Source organism: Candidatus Phytoplasma pyri (assembly GCF_046600495.1).
Taxonomy (GTDB): Bacteria; Bacillota_I; Bacilli_A; order Acholeplasmatales; family Acholeplasmataceae; genus Phytoplasma; species Phytoplasma pyri.
In genome coordinates this window covers 1-17,009 of the sequence record NZ_JBKIOZ010000008.1, presented here as the reverse complement: position 1 = coordinate 17,009, position 17,009 = coordinate 1, and the positions used below count along the sequence as shown (strand labels likewise).

Sequence of the window (17,009 nt, the reverse complement as noted above, 5' to 3'; positions counted from 1 at the left end):
TGCAGTGGACCAGAAAAATGGAACTACTAAAAACACAAAAATAAAATAAAAAAATCGTTTATTAAATTTAATTGAATGATAACTAAAAAAAAATATTTTGTCAAATTTTTTATTAAAACTAACTGAATTATTTTTTTAGAAAGTTATTTACCTTTCTGGAATTTTTAAATTTAATTTCTTATTTGTTATTAAACCAGAAAAAAAATAAAAGTCAAATTAATTGATTTTTTAAAAAATTTAAAAAATTTAAAAAATTTAAAAAATTTAAAAAATTTAAAAAAAAGAAAAAAGAAAAAGAACCAAAAAGAAAAAAGAAAAAAATATTATCTGTACATTAAGTTATATACATTAATTATTGTTTTTTATATTTTTTTTAAAATATAAATATAAATATAAATATAGTTTTTTTTTTAAATTTTTCGAAGTGCTTTAAAAGATATTTTAACTTTTTTAAAAATCTTGTCAAATGATTTAATTATTTTTTTAAAAAAATTATATCTATATTTATATCTTTTAAAAAAATTTTTAAAAAATTATTTTAATATTTTAATCGTATATTTTTGAAAAAATTTTGTTTAAAAACTATATTTATATTTATATTTTTAAAAAAAATTTAAAATTATCTTTATTTTTAACATTTTAATTTTATATTTGGAAAAAATTTTGTTTAAAAACTATATTTATATTTATATTTTTAAAAAAAATTTAAAATTATCTTTATTTTTAACATTTTAATCGTATATTTTTGAAAAAATTTTGTTTAAAAACTATATTTATATTTATATTTTTAAAAAAATTTTTAAACTATCTTTATTTCTACTTTATTCAATTTTTAATCCAACCCCAATACAACTCAAAATAGCCCTAAATTGAACTAAAGGGATTTTAGGTATATTGGGTTTACTTTTTTATTAACCGACTCAATAACAGCGATTTTATTTATTCCTTGAAGCGCTTTTTTAGTAGTTTTAAACTCATTTTAATATTGGAGACGATTTTCATATTACTTTTTTATTAACCGACCAAATAATGGGTATTTTTGATACCTCTCGCCTCGATTTATGAATTAATTTTGAACACCATTTTGAAGTTTAAAAATTTGGGGTGGATAATAATTTAAATATTGGTGGGGACGAGACTGATTATAATACTGAATAAAGTTAGTAATTATGGTAATAATTTCTGTTTGGGATAAACTACCGGAGGACATTTGGAAAGTTTCACTTTTTAAGTTTCCCCAAAAACTCTCTAAAGGCGAATTATGAATCGGACTAGCTTTCGGAGAAAAACTAGGTTGCAAGTTACGTTGTTTTAAAAAGGTAATGAATTTGATACTGGTATATTGGGAACCTTGATCGGCATGTAAAATACACGGAGTTGTTAAGGGCGGTAGTTGGTTAACAGTATTCATAACTAATTTTAAATCGGGTTGACTAGCGATTTTAAAGGCCACAATTTCCCGGTTATATAAATCCATAATGGCGGATAAATAAAGGTTACGAGGTAAATAAGTAATATCGGTGACAAGTTTTTGATAAGGTTTGGTAGCAGAAAAATTTAAATTTAATAAATTAGGTTTAATGGCCGTTGGGGTTTTTGAATAAAATCGCAACGTTTTTTTCACTGGAACGGTATTTTTGGGAGTTTGACAAAGTAAATTCAATTGACGCATTTTTCGTAAAACGGTTTTACGATTAAGTTGAATGCCACGTTGTTTTAAAAGGTAGTGAACTTTTCGATGGCCCAAAATTAATTTATTTTTTAATAATGGATGATGCGTAGGGTTTTGATGACAAATTTGATAGATAGTTGTTTCCGTAGTGGTTAACGGTCGAGGATTAATCATGGTTTTTAAAGCGCGATAATAACTACTTTTATTAAAATTTAACCACTTTAATAATCGATTTAAAGCGATTTGATTTTGATATTCGTCAATAATTTTTAAATATAAATCCCGATGATTTTTTTTATTTTTCGCTATTCGAGTTTGAATTGTTTTTTTAATTAAATGTATTTTAGGATCATGAATGGGTGAAATATAGTCAGAGTAATGATGCTTATGATAACCAACTGGGATTTGAAACCGGTAAATTTGTCCAGTTTGATACCATTTAACCCAATCATAAATTTGGCGATGACTTTTAATGTTTAATTGTTGTTGAATTTCCCAATACTTTCGACCTTGGAGTTTTAAAATCACCGCTTTAAATTTAATATCATAGGAATAATTATTATTTTTTTTCATATTTAATTTAATTCAATCATTAACTTTTTAAATTCATAATGGAATTAATTTTAATTAAAAATTTGACAAGCCTATTATAACTAAAAATAAAATTAATAGTAAAATAATGCTTTTTTTAAATAGTGGAACTTAGATATTAAAAAAGACCCTAATTAAAGGGTCTAATTTAAAATATTAATTTATGGCTATTAATATTAAAAATTTAATAAAAAGATTAATATATTTTTTATTTGTATATTCCAATAGATTCCAATTCTTCTTTGTCAAAAACCTTATCATTATTATAAATATTATCATTTTTAGCATCAGCATCTATTAATTCTTGGTCTGTATATCCAGCATCTTTTATTTCTTTCATTGTATATTTATAACATTGTTTCATCATATAGATTGAAACAATACCTTTCAATTCTTTAGCTGTAACACCAGCTTTTTTTAAAATTTTAGGTGAAAAACAGCGTGCTAATTCTTGAATTGTAAATCCAGCATCTTTCAATTCTTGAAATGTATAACCAACATATTTCAATTCTTTGGCTGTATAGCCAGATTCTTTCAAATTGTTGAATGAACTTTCACTAGCTTCAATAACTCTGTTTGAATATTTATCAGAATTTTTCAATTCTTGGATTGTAACTCCAATAGATCTTAATTCTTTGATTGTAAAATCACCATGTCCAATTAATTCTTGAATTGTAAATTCAGCATCTTTCAATTCTTGTAATGTAAATCCATATTTGTTTACCAATTGATATGGACTAAAAGGGAAGTTACCATTATTTTTCAGTTGTTTAATTGTATTTCCACCATCTTTTATTTCTTGATCTGTATAACCAGCATCTTTCATTTTTTGTATGTTACAACAGTATTCTTTAAAAAGTTCTAGAGGTGTATATCCAGCTTCTTTTATTTCTTTAATTGTATATCCATAATTTTTCAAATCTGTCGAGGTTGTCATTTTTTGCTGTCTTATTTGTTTAAGTGTAAAACTAAAAATTTTTAAATCTTGTTTATTAAAAAGAGTTAATAATTCTTCATCTGTGAAAAATCCAAAATTTTTTATTTGTTTTTTTGAAAATCCAGCATTATAAAAATTGTAGGCTGTATATCCAGCTTCTTTTATTTTAATTAATGGATAAAAATCTTTTAATGCGACGCATGTAAAACCAGCTTCTTTCATTTCTTGGACTGTATATCCAGCATTAGCTTGCATTTCGTATATTGAATAAATACTTCTCAATTCTTTAGCTTTATATCCACTATTTTTTAATTCGTAGGCTGTACAACCAGCATTTTTCATTTCTTGGGTTGTATAACCAGCAACTTTCATTTCTTGAATTGTAAAACCAAGTTCTTTAAGTTCTTCAATTGTAAAATTAGCTTCTTTCATTATATTTATACAATTAGCATTTATATATTCTTGTTTTGTATATGATTTATATGGTTGAAATTTATATTTTACTTCTGTATATATTCTACGATTTTTATTTTCTTGTTCTGATTTTGGTTCATTAATACTTGATTCCAAAGCTTCTGCAAAATCTGAAAAATATATACTGGAATGTTGATATTTAATTTTTTTTTCTAATGCTTTTTCAAATAAATTATTTAAAATTCTGATTGATTTATATTCATTTTTTTTGGTTTCAATTATTTCAGAAAATAGTTGAAAATCATCTTCAGAAATAGCATGTGAATATTTTTTACTTTTTGTTATTAAAAATTTTTTTCGTGCTTCTAAATCTAAATATTTAATTTCAATCAAATGAGTAAAACGATTTAATACTGCAGGGTCAATTTTATCTTTATAGTTAGTAGCACCAATGAAATAAATTGGTTTATCTTTGGTTTGATTTTGTAAATCGGTTATTTGAGTTAAGAAAGCATTAACAATATTATTAGCATCAGAGGAACGATTTTGGGAACTATCACGATCACCAACTGCTTCTTCTAATTCATCAATAAAAACAATACTTGGTGCTTCTTTTTTCGCAATTGTAAAAATTTCTTTAACTAATTTAGGGCCTTCACCTACAAATTTTTTAGAAAAATCACTTGAGGACAATTGATAAAAAGGTAATTTTGCTTCTTTCGCTATTGCTTGTGCTAAATAAGTTTTACCAGTTCCTGGAGGACCATATAATAAAATACTTAGTGAAGAAATTTGGGATTCAGCAAATTTTTCAGGATTTAATAAACGTAATAAAAAAGGTGCTATTTGTTCTTTTTCAGCTTCCATCCCAATTACTTCTTCTAAACCTTTAAATTTATTCCAATCATAACAAAAATTATTATTAATTGTTTTGATGGTAGATTGAATTTGGGTTTGTTTTTGATTTAAATCTTGTTCTAAAGTTTTAATTTTGATTTCAGCTTGTGTTAATTTTGTTTTTATATCTTTAATTTTATTTTGATTATTAGTTGAATTATTTTGTTCAATAGTTAATTTTATTTCTAATTCTTTATTTTTATTTTTGTGTTCTTGTAATTTGTTTTTAGTATTTTCTAAATCAAATTGAAGATTTTTTAAATTTTTTGTTTTTTTAGCTAATTTGTGTTCTTTTTCATTTTTAATTTTTATAGTTGTTTCTATTTCTTGTTTTAATTGATTTATGGCTTCTTGTGATAGTTGATTAGCTTTTTGAGTATCTTTTAATTCAATTTCTTTTTGAATAAATTTTTGATTAATTTCGTTTAAACTATTTATTTGATTCTGTAACTCCGCGATATTTTTAGTTAAATCAGCTACTTTATTAGTTTGTTCTTGTACACTATTTTTTTCAGTTCTTAATTGTTCTTCTAAATTTGTAATTGTAGTTTGTTTATTCGTCGCTTGTTGTTGTTGTGCTTGAATTAAATCATTATTTAATTTAGTAATTTCCTCATTTAAACGTTTAATTTCGTTTTCATCTTGAGTAGTTTTATTTTGTTCAGTTTTTAATTGTGTTTGTAGAGTATGCAGATTATTAGTTAAATCAGCTACTTTATTAGTTTGTGCTTGCAAATTATTTTTTTCAGTTGTTAATTGTTCTTCTAAAGTCGTGATTGTAGTTTGTTTAGTCGTCGCTTGTTGTTGTTGTGCTTGAACTAAATCATTATTTAATTTAGTAATTTCCTCAGTTAAACGTTTAACTTCGTTCTCATTTTGAGTAGTTTTATTTTGTTCAGTTGTTAATTGTGTTTGTAGAGTATGCAGATTATTAGTTAAATTATTTAATTCTGTTGTTATTTGGTTTTTTTGTTTTTCAATTTCAGCTTGAAGTGCTTCTTTTTCTTGTGTAGATAAATTATTAGTATTAATTAATTTCATTTCTTTTAATTGGAGTTGTCTTTTAATTTCAGTTAATTCTTGATCTTTTTTTTGAATTTCTGTAATTTTAGTATACAATTCTTGATTTAATGGAGTTATTTGTAATTCTAATTGTTTAATTTTTGATGAAAGTTCACGACTATTATCATCAATTAAAGTTAATTGTGGTTTATGAGGATTAGTTACAAATTTTATAATTTCATGATTAGGTTGTGGTTGAGAAATTGTAGTTTTTTGTTTTATTTTAAATCCCAAACCAAAAAAAATACAAGATATCATTATTCCTACTAGCCAATATTTTAAACTAATATCTTTAATATTTAACATTTTTATACCTTTCATACTTAATAATTGTTTTCATTATAGTAATTTTTAATTTATTTATCAAATAATAAAAAATTATTTATTAAATTGTTGATTAATAATAATTTCTAAATTGGTGATTTGTTGTTGAATTTGATTTTCAACATCTTGAGTAATTTGTTTTAAAACGGGAATGTTATTAATTAATTCAGAATTAAAACTATTTTTTTCATTTTGATATTTAATTTGTAAGTTTTTTAATTTTTCCAAAATTTCATTAGCTTTTTCAATTTTAATTTCTACATTAATAATTTCATATATAGCTTGATTATTTTTATCAATGGTAGTTAAAATATGTTTATAAGCTGAAAAATTTTTTTTAACTAAAGGATGATTATTTATGGTTTCAATTTGTTCAGTTGTTAAATTAATACTAGTACCTAAATTAATACTATAATTCGATTTAATAGTATTGGTTTCTTTTTGAAAATATTGTTGTTGAATATAATTTACTAAAAAACCAGCACTAAATCCAAATAATCCAGCACACATTAATCCAGTAACACCTATAAGTCCAACACAAGGAGCGATAACAACTGTTGCTGTTCCAGCAATCATCGCTGTTTTCATACAATTCCACCAATTAATCCCATTATTTTCAATTCCTAAAAAGGTTAAAGTTAAATTTTTTATTGCTTTTAAACTTTTAATGATAGCTTGGGGAAAATCCGCTAAAGTAGAAGGTAATTCTTTGATTGTTTCTAACATCGCTTGAGGAACAGATTTTAAAGTATTTGGTAATTGTGAAAATGCATTTAAAACACTAGAACCAAAATCTTTCAACATAAATCCAATTCCTTTACCAAAATTAGACCAAAAAATAATAAAATGATCACTATAAAAATAGATCCAAACAAATAAAAAAATAATTAAAAATAAAGTTATTATTTTTAATAATTTTTCTTTGATATTTCCAATTAAAGACATCATTTTTTTGACGAATCTGTTTCATTAGTTGGGATAGTTTTTTGACTATTTTTATTAAAAGGGAAACGACCTTCTTGATGTAAATTAGTAATCATAAATAACCATAAAATAATTATTAAAATACATGTAATATTAACAATAAAAGAAGGACTCCAAAAAGTCTTGTTTACTGAAACATAATTTTCTTGAATTTTATTTTTTTTTATTTCATTTTCTTGAATTTCATTGTCTTGAATTTCATTTTTTTTATTTTTATTTAATCTATATTTTTTTTTCAAAATTGCCATAATTTATCATTCCTTTTTTTCTTTTAATTTTTTTATTTTTTTTTAATTATTACCACCAAAAACAAAAGTAAATTAATTTAATCTTGTTTTAATTAAGGTTATTGGTGGGTAATAATGGTATTAAATATTTAATTGATTGATTAAACTAATCTTTTAGTTCATCTTCCGAATAACCAGCCGCTTCTAATTCATCGTTGGTATAGATAGATTTTAGTTTTGGTAATTCAAATTTAGCTTTTTTAAAATCCTTTAAGGTATAACCGACTGCTTTAAATTCATCCATGGTATATGCATTTTCTAATTTTTTTAATATTTTATGTTCCATCGTATTATATGCATAATATGTTTTAAAATCAGCTAAGGTATAACCCATTTCTTTTATTTTATCAGCGGAATAATTATGAAACATTAATAATACAGTCGGCTCTATATTATTATCTTTTTTAAAATCAGTTAAGGTATAACCAGCTTCTTTTAATTCATCAAAGGTAAAAGTACGAGTTAAATTGTTTAATTTAATACCAACTACTTTAAAATCATTTAAGGTATAACCAGCTTCTTTTAATTCCTGAACGTCATATACATCTTTAAAATCAGCTAAAGGACATTTAGTGGCTTTTAATTCGTCGATGCTAAATAATTTTGGTAACACTTCTGAACGATATTGGTTTTTACAATCGGCAAAAGTATAACCAGCTTCTTTTATTTCATAGGGATTATAAAAAGACTTTAATCTTGCTACAGTATAACCGAAAGCTTTTAATTCATCGATGGTATAAATAAATTTAAAATCAGCTAAAGTATAACCGGCTTCTTTTAATTCATCAATGGTATATACTTCTTTTAATTCTTTTGATTTTAAATTAACAGCTTTAAAATCAGCTAAAGTATAACCGGCTACTTTTAATTCATTGATGGAATATATATTTTTTAATTCTTGTAATTTAAAATTAGTGGTTTTAAAATCAGCTAAAGTATAACCAGCTTCTTTTAATTCATCAATGGTATATACATATTTAAAATCAGCTAAAGAATAATTGGCAGCTTTTAATTCATTAATGGAATATATATCTTTTAATTCTTTTACAGTATAATTAGCGGCTTTAAATTCATTGATGGAATATATATCTTTTAATTCTTTTACAGTATAACCAGCCATTTTTAATTCATCGATGTTGAAGTTTAGTTTAAAAAAAAATGAAAGAGGATAATCAGCTGCTTTAAAATCAGCTAAAGTATAACCGGCGCCCTTTAATTCTCGCACGTCACAATATAATAGTAAATCTTTTACAGTATAACCAGCAGCTTTTAATTCTTTTAAATAAAAAATTGGTCTACTTTCATTAAATGGATAACCAACACAAACTAAATCCCTTAATGTTAAATTAGCGGTTTTAAAATCAACTAAGGTATAACCGACAGCTTTTAATTCATCAAAAGTATAAAACTTTTCATAATCTAATTTTTTATTTTCACAATCATCAATAAAAAAATAATCTTTTGTTAAATCTTTTAATTTAAAATCAGATACTTTAAAATCTGTTAAGGTATAACCAGCTGCTTTTAATTCATCAATGGTATATACATCTTTAAAATCAGCTAAAGAATAATTGGCAGCTTTTAATTCATTAATGGTATATACTTCTTTTAATTTGTCTAATTCAAAATCAGCTACTTTAAAATCTGTTAAGGTATAACCAGCTGCTTTTAATTCATCAATGGTATATGCATTTTCGAATTTTTCTAAATTTACACCTTTTAATTTTAATTCTGTTAATGAAATATTCATTATTTTTTCTAAGAATTCACGTTCTTCTTCATTTAAAACATCATCATTATTTTCAAATATTTTCTCTATGAAAGTATTTTTTGTTTTTTCAGATTGTTGTTGTGCTTGAGTTAAATCATTATTTAATTTAGTAATTTCCTCAGTTAAACGTTTAATTTCCGTTTTATTTTGTTCAATTGTTAATTGTGCTTGTAAAGTTGTTAGTTTTTGAGTTAAAATGTTGATTTGATTTTCTTTTTCTAAATTTAAATTATCTAATGGAACTTGATTTTGCACAATCGCTAACCCTTCTTCTAATTTAGTTTTAAGTTTTTGCAACTCAGCTTTTTTAGTCGCCGCTGTTGTATTTTGAATATCAACTCCTAAGGCTTGAATATGTTTTTTTAAACTAGTGGTTAGATCTTTATTAGTTACTAAATATTCACTAATTACGGGAATATTAGGTAATTTAACGATTTTATTTAAATTATATAAAGCATTAAATATAATCGTTAAAGATAAACTACTTAATAAAATATATTTTAAAATTTGTCCTAAAATATTAAGGGTTAAAATGGAATTATGAGGTTGGCGACTATGATTAGTAAATGATTTACGAGGACGATTTATTTTCATATTTTTTACTCCTATCTGGAATTTGAATAACATTGTTATTCATTTAAACATTTCATGGACTCGTGATTAAAATGGTAAGCTATTTTTTGTTACTAATATTTTTTTAAAATTGGAAATAATTTAATATTAAACATAAAGATGATGACTAAAAATGGCTATTTCTTGAGTATTAATCTTATTTTTTAAACTATATTTAATATTAAATAATTGTTGAAAATAATCTTGGTATAGTGTTTGAATTATAATTTGATTATCATAAGTAACTAACCAGGAATACTTTAATTTTTTAAGCGTATTGGCTAAAATTTGATGATCTTTTTCAGTCAAAGCATTCTGATATAAATCCTTGCTTTTTTTAACATATGGAGGATCTAGATATAAAAAACTTTTTTTAATGGCGATTTTAAATTTAATAAAAAAGTATTTACATCTAAATTAAAAATTTGAATTTGTTTTTGATACAAGGATATTTTTTGAATAATTTTAATTAAATTAATTCTGTTAAAGCGACAATCAATTTTATAATTACCAGTTTGACTAAAACCCCCAATTGGCCTAGCAGTTAAAATGCCTGAATAATTAGTCCGATTTAAAAATAAAGTAGCACACCCTTTTTGAAAAAGGGGTAAATTAGGATCGGCATAAATGGCTTTTTGCTTATACCACTCGGTAATTGTAATTGGGATATTTTGAATAAAATTTATTAAAGCAGTCGGATATTTAAGCATCGCGATCCAAACGGCATAAACATTAACATCGAGATCGTTTAAATAAATTTGTTCGACTTGGTGATTAATTAATAATTTTAAAGCTAAACCACCGCCACCACAAAAAGGTTCGATATAAATTGGTTTCATCGAATAATTATGATGAATTAATTTTAAAATCCAAGGGTGTAATTGGGTTTTACCCCCAGGATATCTGAAAGGGGTATAACTTTTCATTTTGGCACCAACTTTAATAATTAAATATTTTTTTAATTGGTCCCAAAACTGTTCTATTCTTCATCTGCTTCAATGTCATATTTCTCATCAATATTTTCAATTCGATCGTAGATTTTTTCTAAATTAAAAATACCTTCACTGATTTGTTCAATAGCGATTCTTAAAGTGTGATTTAAAAATTCACTTTCATCATTTAATCGCTTTTGTAATTTTGGGTCTTTAGTTTGAAAATCAAACGCTAAATCAATTTGAAATCCTTCTAATAAAGTTTTAACAGTTGCTAATCGGGATAATAAACCGATTTGATTGTTTTCATCATTAGTAAATTGATATTCACTCAATAAAAAATCATAGTTACGAATCGCATTATATAAATCTTTAATTAAAACTTTAGTATTAACTTTTTTATTTAATTTCGCATTTATTTTTTTAATCATTTTTTTATTTTCCTTATTTTTTATTTTTTTATTTCGTTAATTAATCGATTTCATCCTCTTAAAACTTAATAATTAAGATTTAATTTGGTAATTTAGAATAATAATTTCTGGTAGTTTTTGACTATTATAATGAGTTGAACTCGGTAAACTACAAGCCATAAAATTAGTAAATAACGTTCTAATAGCTGGAGTATCATAATTCATATACAGCCATTTAGTCCCTTGTTGATCCAATTTTTTTAAATAATAAGCTAATTTTTCGTGATCCGCCCAAGTAAACGGAGTATGATAAAAATTATATTTTTTAGTTTCTATCCCTGAAAAAAAATAAGGTGGATCTAAAAATAAAAAATCCTGGGGATTAGCTTGTTGAATAATTTCAAGGTAATCAAGCTGATGAATTTGATGTTGATTTTGGTGAAAATGTTGACTAATTTTCATTAAATCTGCTAAATTTAAAATTTGTTGAATTGGGGGGTGATAACCCCAATCGGCCTTTAAGACGGAACAATTAGGTCGATAAAGGATTGATTTATAACTATATTTATTAATTATTAAAAACAAAGCGTTTTTAAAAATCAAATCAGAAATTTTTAAATGGGATTGGGCTTGTAAGTGATTAAATTGGGTAATGAAGCTTTGAAATTGTTGTTTAGTAGTTGTTAAATCGCTAGTTTGAAATAATTGCTTTTCTAATTTGATTACTTGTTGATAAAAGGGATGTGGAGTTTGTAAAAATGTTTTCCACAACTGAATTAAATGACTATTATGATCGTTAATAATAGCTTTTTTAGGCATTAAAGCTAAATATAAAGCCCCACTACCTAAAAATGGTTCAATGTAAGTCTGATAATTTTTAGGAATTAAAGGTAAAATTTGGGGGATAATTTTTTTTTTAGAACCCATCCAATTAATAAATTTTTTCATGAACGGGGTGAAGAATTAAAAACCCATAAATAAATCAACATAAAAACATCATGGCCTAAACTAATCAAAACATTAATCGTAATCCCTAATTTAAAATTAAATAATAAAGTAATCAAATTAGAAAAAATAAATAATAAATAAGTTAAACTTAAACAAATTAAAACTAATCGCTGTTTTAAACGCATATTTTTTTCTCCTTGGTAAAATCGCTTTTTTCAGTTTTAATTCCCATTCTTAAATTATTTTTTTCATAAATTAATCACATCATAATCCCCATTAGAAGTTGAGGGAGATTGTTGATCTGGAGTGACCGAATTAGTCACATCCACCTTGTTAGTGGTGGGATTAACTGGATTTTCAACAATAATTTTTTTAATGGTTAAATTTAAATCATTTAGGGTTTGATTTTGAAAATGTTCTTTTTCCATTAGTTTTTTTTGAAACTTTTTAATTTCTTGAATTTCTAAATTAAATCTTTTAAAATCATTTAATCTAGTTTTATCACTGGTAAATAACATTTTTTTCATCAAAATAAAGGTAACAATAGCAAATAAAGCACCTAATAAAAAGCCAATGACAAACCCAATGCCTTCAAACATCATAATCTTCCTTCCCTGTCAACCGCGGTTCCTCCTCCTCATTATTAGTAGTTAATTTTTTTAATTTTTGAGTTAAATAATCTTTTTGACTTTGTAGTTTTTTTAATTTAGCCGCATTAGCAGCTAATTTCATTTTTAATAATGCATTTTGATTTTCCACTTTCGTCGTTTTTAAATTTAGTTGTTGTTGAAATTTTTTGGGAAAAAATAATTTTAAAACTAGTTCATAAAAAAAATTTAACCCATTCAGCAACAATTTAAAGAGGGGTTGAAAGCCAAACAAAATTAAAGTAGTAAAAATCACCGTTTGAATAATATCACAACGTTTAGCTAAAATTTCTTCATGGGTAAACCCTTTTAAATACCACCAAACATAATTAAAAATGGTAAATAGCAAAGTAAAAAATGACATTTTAATAATCTAATTTCTGTAATTTAGTCTGAATTTCTGTCATTAAGGTTTTAATTTCTTGTAAAATCAGTGTTGGATTGACACCATGAGAAGCCGTGGGACTAGTTTTCACGCGGTTGGCAGTGACAACCGCTGGGAATTTTTTCTTCGTCAACTTGGTAAATTTTAATGTGTTAACCACTTTTTTAGTCGTTTTTTTGCCTAGTTGACCTTGACGTTTTAATGCCATTAAGCAGTTACTCCTTTCAGTTAATTTTAATTGACCGTTTAATCGGTAATGTTTTTTACTTCCGTTTTTAAGAACTTCGCGGGTTTAAACCGTACTACTGTGCTACGCGGTTGGGCTTTAATCGTAACGGTAACTTTTTTACCTTTTTTTAACGCGGCTAAATTAAGTCCTTTACGAGCTGGTTGTGGGGCTCTTTCCGCTAAATATAAAGTCCCCAGATTAATTCCTAAATGAACTTCATGATATTTTTTTAATAATTCATGTAAAGCCACTTCCAAACAGTCATAAAATTCATTAACTTCCGTCTGGGATTTTTTGGCATATTGGGCAATCGTACTAATTAATAACAACTTATTAGCACGTGCTATAACTTTGGTGCTAGTAGTTTTAGCCACTTTACTGGATTTTTTGGGTATACGCATTTTTTAATTCTCACTTTCATTGGATTTTTGATAATTTAATACTAACCAATCTTGATAAATTTGGGCCGTTGCTTTTTTATGAGCGGAACGGGAATACTTATTTTTCGCTGAGTTACTAAACGCCGCTGGTGGTAATACCCAACGCTTTTTTAATAATCGCGAGTGGGGCATTTTAATAGTAATTAATATTTTTTTTCTTTTCATTCTGGTTTCAACACTGTTTATTTTTTAAATTAAATTTTTAAGTAATAATTAAACTTTTAAAAATGTCCGAATGATTGTCCCATTGAGTCGCTAATAAATTATTTTGGGCTAACACGGTATATAATGCACATAAAACCTGTGGTAGCGTGTATTTATGAGTAATGGGAAAATTAACGGTAAAATAAATTTCCATTTGGGAACTGGAAGCCGTCATGGTGGAGTTTAATTCCGACAAATTAGTAATATTAAAAGTTAAATAGGGATGTTGGAGCTGGAAATTTTCCACTATTGCCTGAATTTTAGTCGGTACCACGGGGGTACGCCCCACCATTTTAAATTCGTACCAACCCACATCATGACTATTCATAATCGTTAATAACGCTTCAAAAAAATTATTTTCCGCGGTTAAATGATCTAAAATTAAATCTTCATAAAAATCGTCACATAAAATTTTAGGATGTAATTTTAATAATTGACGATATTTTTGACAATGAGATTGAATTTTTTTTTCTAACATGGATAATAAAACTTCTTGCGCTAATTTAATTTCTGTATAATTTTTATTTTTATTAGTAGTAATAATTTTATTTTCTTGCATGAATAAGAATCAACTTCCTTTCGTTGAAGGTTAAAATTTAGTTTTTTTCTGTTGTTGTCGGAGTATTAAAATGTGCTTGTAAAGCCGCTAAGTCGGTTTCAAAAGTTAAAGCCGCTTGGTACATTTTTTCACAAAAAGCGGTATCTAAAGTCATCTCAGTCGTATAATTTTCTTGTTGACTGACATAAACATAAAAATAAGCTTGTGTCACTTGACTACAAAACATTTGGGCTTGCACTTGGGCCCAATAATAAGGTGGAATAGTCCGATCGGTAAAAAACTCTTTCCAACTAGCCCCTTGGGGATCTAAAGGACATTTAATTTCTAATAAACTATTAGAATCGGCATGATAACCATCTAGCGAAGCGGATAAAATTCCTCGTGTAAAATTTAAAGGTTCATAATTACGTTTATGTTGCACACAAAACCATAAATTGGCTTGTGGTTCCATTTTTTTACCGTGCGCAATCGCTTCAGTCATCACAAATTTACTACCCCAAATTTTCTTTTTCATTAAATCGGTAGCCGTTTCATAAGGATTTAAATGCATAATTGTTCCGATTTCCGAAGCATTAACATAATTTTTTCGATGTCGAAACCAAGCCCAACTATTTTGTTTTAAATCAAATTTAACGGTTTCTAATTGCCAAATATCCATCATTTTTTTATTTTTTTCCTTTTTTTTATGGTAAATATTGATTTTTTTCTTTTTTCGTGTCCCCATCAAAACCATAAAAGTGACACATTTTTTTTAATTTATTCACAATGCGCAACGCTTTAATTTCATGTTTAATTTCTGTATTAATCTTTAAATGCTCGATTAATTGTGGTAAATTTAAAACGCTACTAATAAAAACGGCTAATCCTTTTTCCGCACGGTAATTTAATAACGGTAATAAAATTTCGTCTCGAAAATAAGGAGTTAAATTTTCCCCACCCATATCGTCTAAAAACAAATAAGGAATATTTTTTAATAAATCTAATTTTTGTTCACTATGCGGTTCATGCCAATTTGTCCTAAATTGTCTAGTTAAATCAGGCATAAATAAAAATAAAAATAATTGTTGTTGTTCTAAAAAATACCGACTCATTAATTTAAAAAAATAAGTTTTACCAGTATCAAAATCACCTTGTAGATATAAACTCGGTTTCGTTTGATAACTATGAAAATTTTTAAAATGGGTTTGAATCAACTTTTTTTTAAAATTACTATTTTTAAAATTATTGATACTTAATTTTTCTAACTCTTCCCAATTTAAATTTTGTTGAAATAAATGATGGTGACATTGTAACTGTTGTTTAAAAGCTAAATAACGTGATTTAGTAGTGGCTACCGAATATAAATATACATAAGGATGCGTCGCTAACTTGTATTGGTATCCCAACTCGTTATAACGGTTTTTATTTTTTAAATAGTAGTCCACAATGATTAAATCTTCATCTTTAAAGGCATAATTTTTCAATTCCGGTTCTATTTCTAATTTAATTTTGGCCCTAATAGTAGCGCGCCAAGAAGCAGTTGGCGTTGAACTCGAAATAGTCAGCGGTTGATTTTTTAAAACAGTTTTCAGAGTTTTCATGACTACATATCCTGTAAAACATGTTTAGTTAAACGTGCCGCTAAGCTTTCGAAAGAATTAGAATTGAAATTCGTTTTGGGTAGGTTTTTAACAATTAATTTTTTATGTTCACTATCAAAAAAATAATTTTGGTTTAAATCGGTTTGAATTTCAATCATAAAAGCCGCTCCGGGTTCAGCCGTTAAAATGGTTTTAATTTTAGCTAAATCGTTAAAATTTAAAAATAAATATTTTAATTCCGTATTATAATTAGTTTTGACCTTATTAGAACAAAGAACTTTAAATTGCGGAGTGGTTTTTAAAACGGTTAAAATTTCATTCAATTCATAAATGTATTTATTTGGTAGCATTTATTTCTCCTATTTTATTAATTTTTTAAATGTTTAAACAAACTTGTTAAATATATAAACTAAAATTTTAATTTAATTTCGTGTTCGATCATGGCCTGATGTTTTTTAGCAAATTTAAAATCAGTCGCTAATTCAAAAATTCTAATAATTTGTTGACAAACTTTTTCGGTTGCGGTATGCACAAAGGAACAATAGTCTACTGTTTCATCCCATACTTTTACCTTGACTGTGATAATATCTTTAATAAAATCTTCAAACGTTTCATCAAATTGTTGATTAATTAAAGTTTCGATTAATCTTTCTCGACCTAAATCAGATAATATTTTTGGATTAATCTTAGTTACATCGATTAAATTTTCCATATTTAACACTCCTTTTCATGAATTTTTAATTAATTAGTAAAATAATTTATTGATACAAATTGTTGATTAAAATTTTTTCTCCATTAATTTAACGATTAATTATAATTGGTTGAAAATTTCCGATTTCCGAATTGAGTTAAATTTTTTATTTTCGGTTAATCAAATTTCTTTTTTATTTAAAAATTAATTAATATTTTTTTTCTTTTAAATTTTTTCAATCATTGGTAATAATATATTTTCCCTCTTTTTTTTGTGTTAATTTTTATTACACACAATCAATTAATAAATAGTAAAAAGAGGAGTAATTCTTTTTAGATAACTATTTATCAATTGATTCTATGTGATAAAAATTACCATAACTCAATTTAGATAACAAAAAAAGCTAAACTGTTTATTTTTTTAATAAACAATT

20 protein-coding genes are annotated in these 17,009 nt (G+C 25.3%); all 20 read right to left on the bottom strand.

All coding sequences use genetic code 11. The annotated features are described in order from the left end of the window. Nucleotides 1-1,066 precede the first annotated feature (1,066 nt). The 20 genes from ACLHHF_RS02075 to ACLHHF_RS01980 all read right to left on the bottom strand — a co-directional run bounded on the left by ACLHHF_RS02075 (nucleotide 1,067) and on the right by ACLHHF_RS01980 (nucleotide 16,597). The gene (locus tag ACLHHF_RS02075; protein ID WP_411308177.1) at nucleotides 1,067-2,245 is read right to left on the bottom strand and encodes an IS3 family transposase; all 1,179 of its coding nucleotides are present in this window, start codon (nucleotides 2,243-2,245) and stop codon (nucleotides 1,067-1,069) included. Between the two features lie 226 nt (nucleotides 2,246-2,471). Then, nucleotides 2,472-5,879 carry an AAA family ATPase gene (locus ACLHHF_RS02070; RefSeq protein WP_411308176.1) on the bottom strand — a complete coding sequence of 1,136 codons (3,408 nt, stop codon included), beginning with the start codon at nucleotides 5,877-5,879 and terminating at the stop codon, nucleotides 2,472-2,474. Nucleotides 5,880-5,951: 72 nt separating this feature from the next. Beyond that, complete coding sequence (locus tag ACLHHF_RS02065) at nucleotides 5,952-6,845, bottom strand: hypothetical protein (RefSeq protein ID WP_411308175.1); 894 nt, start codon at nucleotides 6,843-6,845, stop codon at nucleotides 5,952-5,954. Further along, nucleotides 6,842-7,129 carry a hypothetical protein gene (locus ACLHHF_RS02060; RefSeq protein WP_411308174.1) on the bottom strand — a complete coding sequence of 96 codons (288 nt, stop codon included), beginning with the start codon at nucleotides 7,127-7,129 and terminating at the stop codon, nucleotides 6,842-6,844. Before ACLHHF_RS02060 ends, ACLHHF_RS02065 begins: the two co-directional genes overlap by 4 nt. 145 nt (nucleotides 7,130-7,274) lie before the next feature. Then, nucleotides 7,275-9,533 (bottom strand): hypothetical protein, encoded by a 2,259-nt coding sequence (locus tag ACLHHF_RS02055; RefSeq protein WP_411308173.1) that lies wholly within the window; start codon nucleotides 9,531-9,533, stop codon nucleotides 7,275-7,277. Between the two features lie 126 nt (nucleotides 9,534-9,659). Further along, a complete protein-coding gene (locus ACLHHF_RS02050; RefSeq protein WP_411308178.1) occupies nucleotides 9,660-9,929 on the bottom strand; it encodes a DNA adenine methylase in 270 nt (89 codons plus the stop codon). Further along, nucleotides 9,905-10,477, bottom strand: coding sequence for a DNA adenine methylase (locus ACLHHF_RS02045; protein ID WP_411308172.1), 573 nt, complete (start codon nucleotides 10,475-10,477; stop codon nucleotides 9,905-9,907). The genes ACLHHF_RS02050 and ACLHHF_RS02045 overlap by 25 nt, the downstream gene beginning before the upstream one ends. A 53-nt stretch (nucleotides 10,478-10,530) precedes the next feature. After that, complete coding sequence (locus ACLHHF_RS02040; protein WP_411308171.1) at nucleotides 10,531-10,914, bottom strand: hypothetical protein; 384 nt, start codon at nucleotides 10,912-10,914, stop codon at nucleotides 10,531-10,533. A 72-nt stretch (nucleotides 10,915-10,986) separates the two neighbouring features. Then, the gene (locus tag ACLHHF_RS02035) at nucleotides 10,987-11,820 is read right to left on the bottom strand and encodes a DNA adenine methylase (RefSeq protein WP_411308170.1); all 834 of its coding nucleotides are present in this window, start codon (nucleotides 11,818-11,820) and stop codon (nucleotides 10,987-10,989) included. Between the two features lie 17 nt (nucleotides 11,821-11,837). Further along, entirely contained in the window at nucleotides 11,838-12,026 is a 189-nt protein-coding gene (locus ACLHHF_RS02030; RefSeq protein ID WP_411308169.1) for a hypothetical protein, read from the bottom strand. A 63-nt stretch (nucleotides 12,027-12,089) separates the two neighbouring features. Beyond that, entirely contained in the window at nucleotides 12,090-12,443 is a 354-nt protein-coding gene (locus ACLHHF_RS02025; protein WP_411308168.1) for a hypothetical protein, read from the bottom strand. Then, nucleotides 12,433-12,852, bottom strand: a complete 420-nt coding sequence (locus tag ACLHHF_RS02020) for a hypothetical protein (RefSeq protein WP_411308167.1) — start codon at nucleotides 12,850-12,852, stop codon at nucleotides 12,433-12,435. Before ACLHHF_RS02020 ends, ACLHHF_RS02025 begins: the two co-directional genes overlap by 11 nt. Nucleotide 12,853: 1 nt before the next feature. Further along, on the bottom strand, nucleotides 12,854-13,081 hold the full coding sequence (locus ACLHHF_RS02015) for a hypothetical protein (RefSeq protein ID WP_411308165.1): 228 nt from the start codon (nucleotides 13,079-13,081) through the stop codon (nucleotides 12,854-12,856). A 38-nt stretch (nucleotides 13,082-13,119) separates the two neighbouring features. Next, nucleotides 13,120-13,503 carry an HU family DNA-binding protein gene (locus ACLHHF_RS02010; RefSeq protein WP_411308164.1) on the bottom strand — a complete coding sequence of 128 codons (384 nt, stop codon included), beginning with the start codon at nucleotides 13,501-13,503 and terminating at the stop codon, nucleotides 13,120-13,122. 3 nt (nucleotides 13,504-13,506) lie between these two features. Beyond that, entirely contained in the window at nucleotides 13,507-13,707 is a 201-nt protein-coding gene (locus tag ACLHHF_RS02005; RefSeq protein ID WP_411308163.1) for a hypothetical protein, read from the bottom strand. A gap of 37 nt (nucleotides 13,708-13,744) precedes the next feature. After that, nucleotides 13,745-14,305, bottom strand: coding sequence for a hypothetical protein (locus ACLHHF_RS02000; protein WP_411308162.1), 561 nt, complete (start codon nucleotides 14,303-14,305; stop codon nucleotides 13,745-13,747). A 37-nt stretch (nucleotides 14,306-14,342) separates the two neighbouring features. Then, a complete protein-coding gene (locus ACLHHF_RS01995) occupies nucleotides 14,343-14,966 on the bottom strand; it encodes a lambda-exonuclease family protein (protein ID WP_411308161.1) in 624 nt (207 codons plus the stop codon). Between the two features lie 22 nt (nucleotides 14,967-14,988). Then, nucleotides 14,989-15,885: a hypothetical protein gene (locus ACLHHF_RS01990; protein ID WP_411308160.1), complete on the bottom strand. Its 897-nt coding sequence runs from the start codon at nucleotides 15,883-15,885 to the stop codon at nucleotides 14,989-14,991. 2 nt (nucleotides 15,886-15,887) lie between these two features. Then, nucleotides 15,888-16,235, bottom strand: a complete 348-nt coding sequence (locus tag ACLHHF_RS01985) for a hypothetical protein (protein ID WP_411308159.1) — start codon at nucleotides 16,233-16,235, stop codon at nucleotides 15,888-15,890. Between the two features lie 59 nt (nucleotides 16,236-16,294). After that, the gene (locus ACLHHF_RS01980) at nucleotides 16,295-16,597 is read right to left on the bottom strand and encodes a hypothetical protein (protein WP_411308158.1); all 303 of its coding nucleotides are present in this window, start codon (nucleotides 16,595-16,597) and stop codon (nucleotides 16,295-16,297) included. Between the last annotated feature and the right edge of the window lie 412 nt (nucleotides 16,598-17,009).

Excerpts from the sequence above, each read along its gene's own strand:
- ACLHHF_RS02030 (WP_411308169.1), bottom strand. The coding sequence starts at position 12,026 with ATGCGTTTAAAACAGCGATTAGTTTTAATTTGTTTAAGTTTAACTTAT.
- ACLHHF_RS02055 (WP_411308173.1), bottom strand. The coding sequence starts at position 9,533 with ATGAAAATAAATCGTCCTCGTAAATCATTTACTAATCATAGTCGCCAA.
- ACLHHF_RS02070 (WP_411308176.1), bottom strand. The coding sequence starts at position 5,879 with ATGTTAAATATTAAAGATATTAGTTTAAAATATTGGCTAGTAGGAATA.
- ACLHHF_RS02005 (WP_411308163.1), bottom strand. The coding sequence starts at position 13,707 with ATGAAAAGAAAAAAAATATTAATTACTATTAAAATGCCCCACTCGCGA.
- ACLHHF_RS02015 (WP_411308165.1), bottom strand. The coding sequence starts at position 13,081 with ATGGCATTAAAACGTCAAGGTCAACTAGGCAAAAAAACGACTAAAAAA.
- ACLHHF_RS02000 (WP_411308162.1), bottom strand. The coding sequence starts at position 14,305 with ATGCAAGAAAATAAAATTATTACTACTAATAAAAATAAAAATTATACA.
- ACLHHF_RS02035 (WP_411308170.1), bottom strand. The coding sequence starts at position 11,820 with ATGGGTTCTAAAAAAAAAATTATCCCCCAAATTTTACCTTTAATTCCT.
- ACLHHF_RS02075 (WP_411308177.1), bottom strand. The coding sequence starts at position 2,245 with ATGAAAAAAAATAATAATTATTCCTATGATATTAAATTTAAAGCGGTG.
- ACLHHF_RS02020 (WP_411308167.1), bottom strand. The coding sequence starts at position 12,852 with ATGTCATTTTTTACTTTGCTATTTACCATTTTTAATTATGTTTGGTGG.
- ACLHHF_RS01985 (WP_411308159.1), bottom strand. The coding sequence starts at position 16,235 with ATGCTACCAAATAAATACATTTATGAATTGAATGAAATTTTAACCGTT.
- ACLHHF_RS01995 (WP_411308161.1), bottom strand. The coding sequence starts at position 14,966 with ATGATGGATATTTGGCAATTAGAAACCGTTAAATTTGATTTAAAACAA.
- ACLHHF_RS02045 (WP_411308172.1), bottom strand. The coding sequence starts at position 10,477 with ATGAAAAGTTATACCCCTTTCAGATATCCTGGGGGTAAAACCCAATTA.
- ACLHHF_RS02010 (WP_411308164.1), bottom strand. The coding sequence starts at position 13,503 with ATGCGTATACCCAAAAAATCCAGTAAAGTGGCTAAAACTACTAGCACC.
- ACLHHF_RS02065 (WP_411308175.1), bottom strand. The coding sequence starts at position 6,845 with ATGATGTCTTTAATTGGAAATATCAAAGAAAAATTATTAAAAATAATA.
- ACLHHF_RS02060 (WP_411308174.1), bottom strand. The coding sequence starts at position 7,129 with ATGGCAATTTTGAAAAAAAAATATAGATTAAATAAAAATAAAAAAAAT.
- ACLHHF_RS01980 (WP_411308158.1), bottom strand. The coding sequence starts at position 16,597 with ATGGAAAATTTAATCGATGTAACTAAGATTAATCCAAAAATATTATCT.
- ACLHHF_RS02025 (WP_411308168.1), bottom strand. The coding sequence starts at position 12,443 with ATGATGTTTGAAGGCATTGGGTTTGTCATTGGCTTTTTATTAGGTGCT.
- ACLHHF_RS02040 (WP_411308171.1), bottom strand. The coding sequence starts at position 10,914 with ATGATTAAAAAAATAAATGCGAAATTAAATAAAAAAGTTAATACTAAA.
- ACLHHF_RS01990 (WP_411308160.1), bottom strand. The coding sequence starts at position 15,885 with ATGAAAACTCTGAAAACTGTTTTAAAAAATCAACCGCTGACTATTTCG.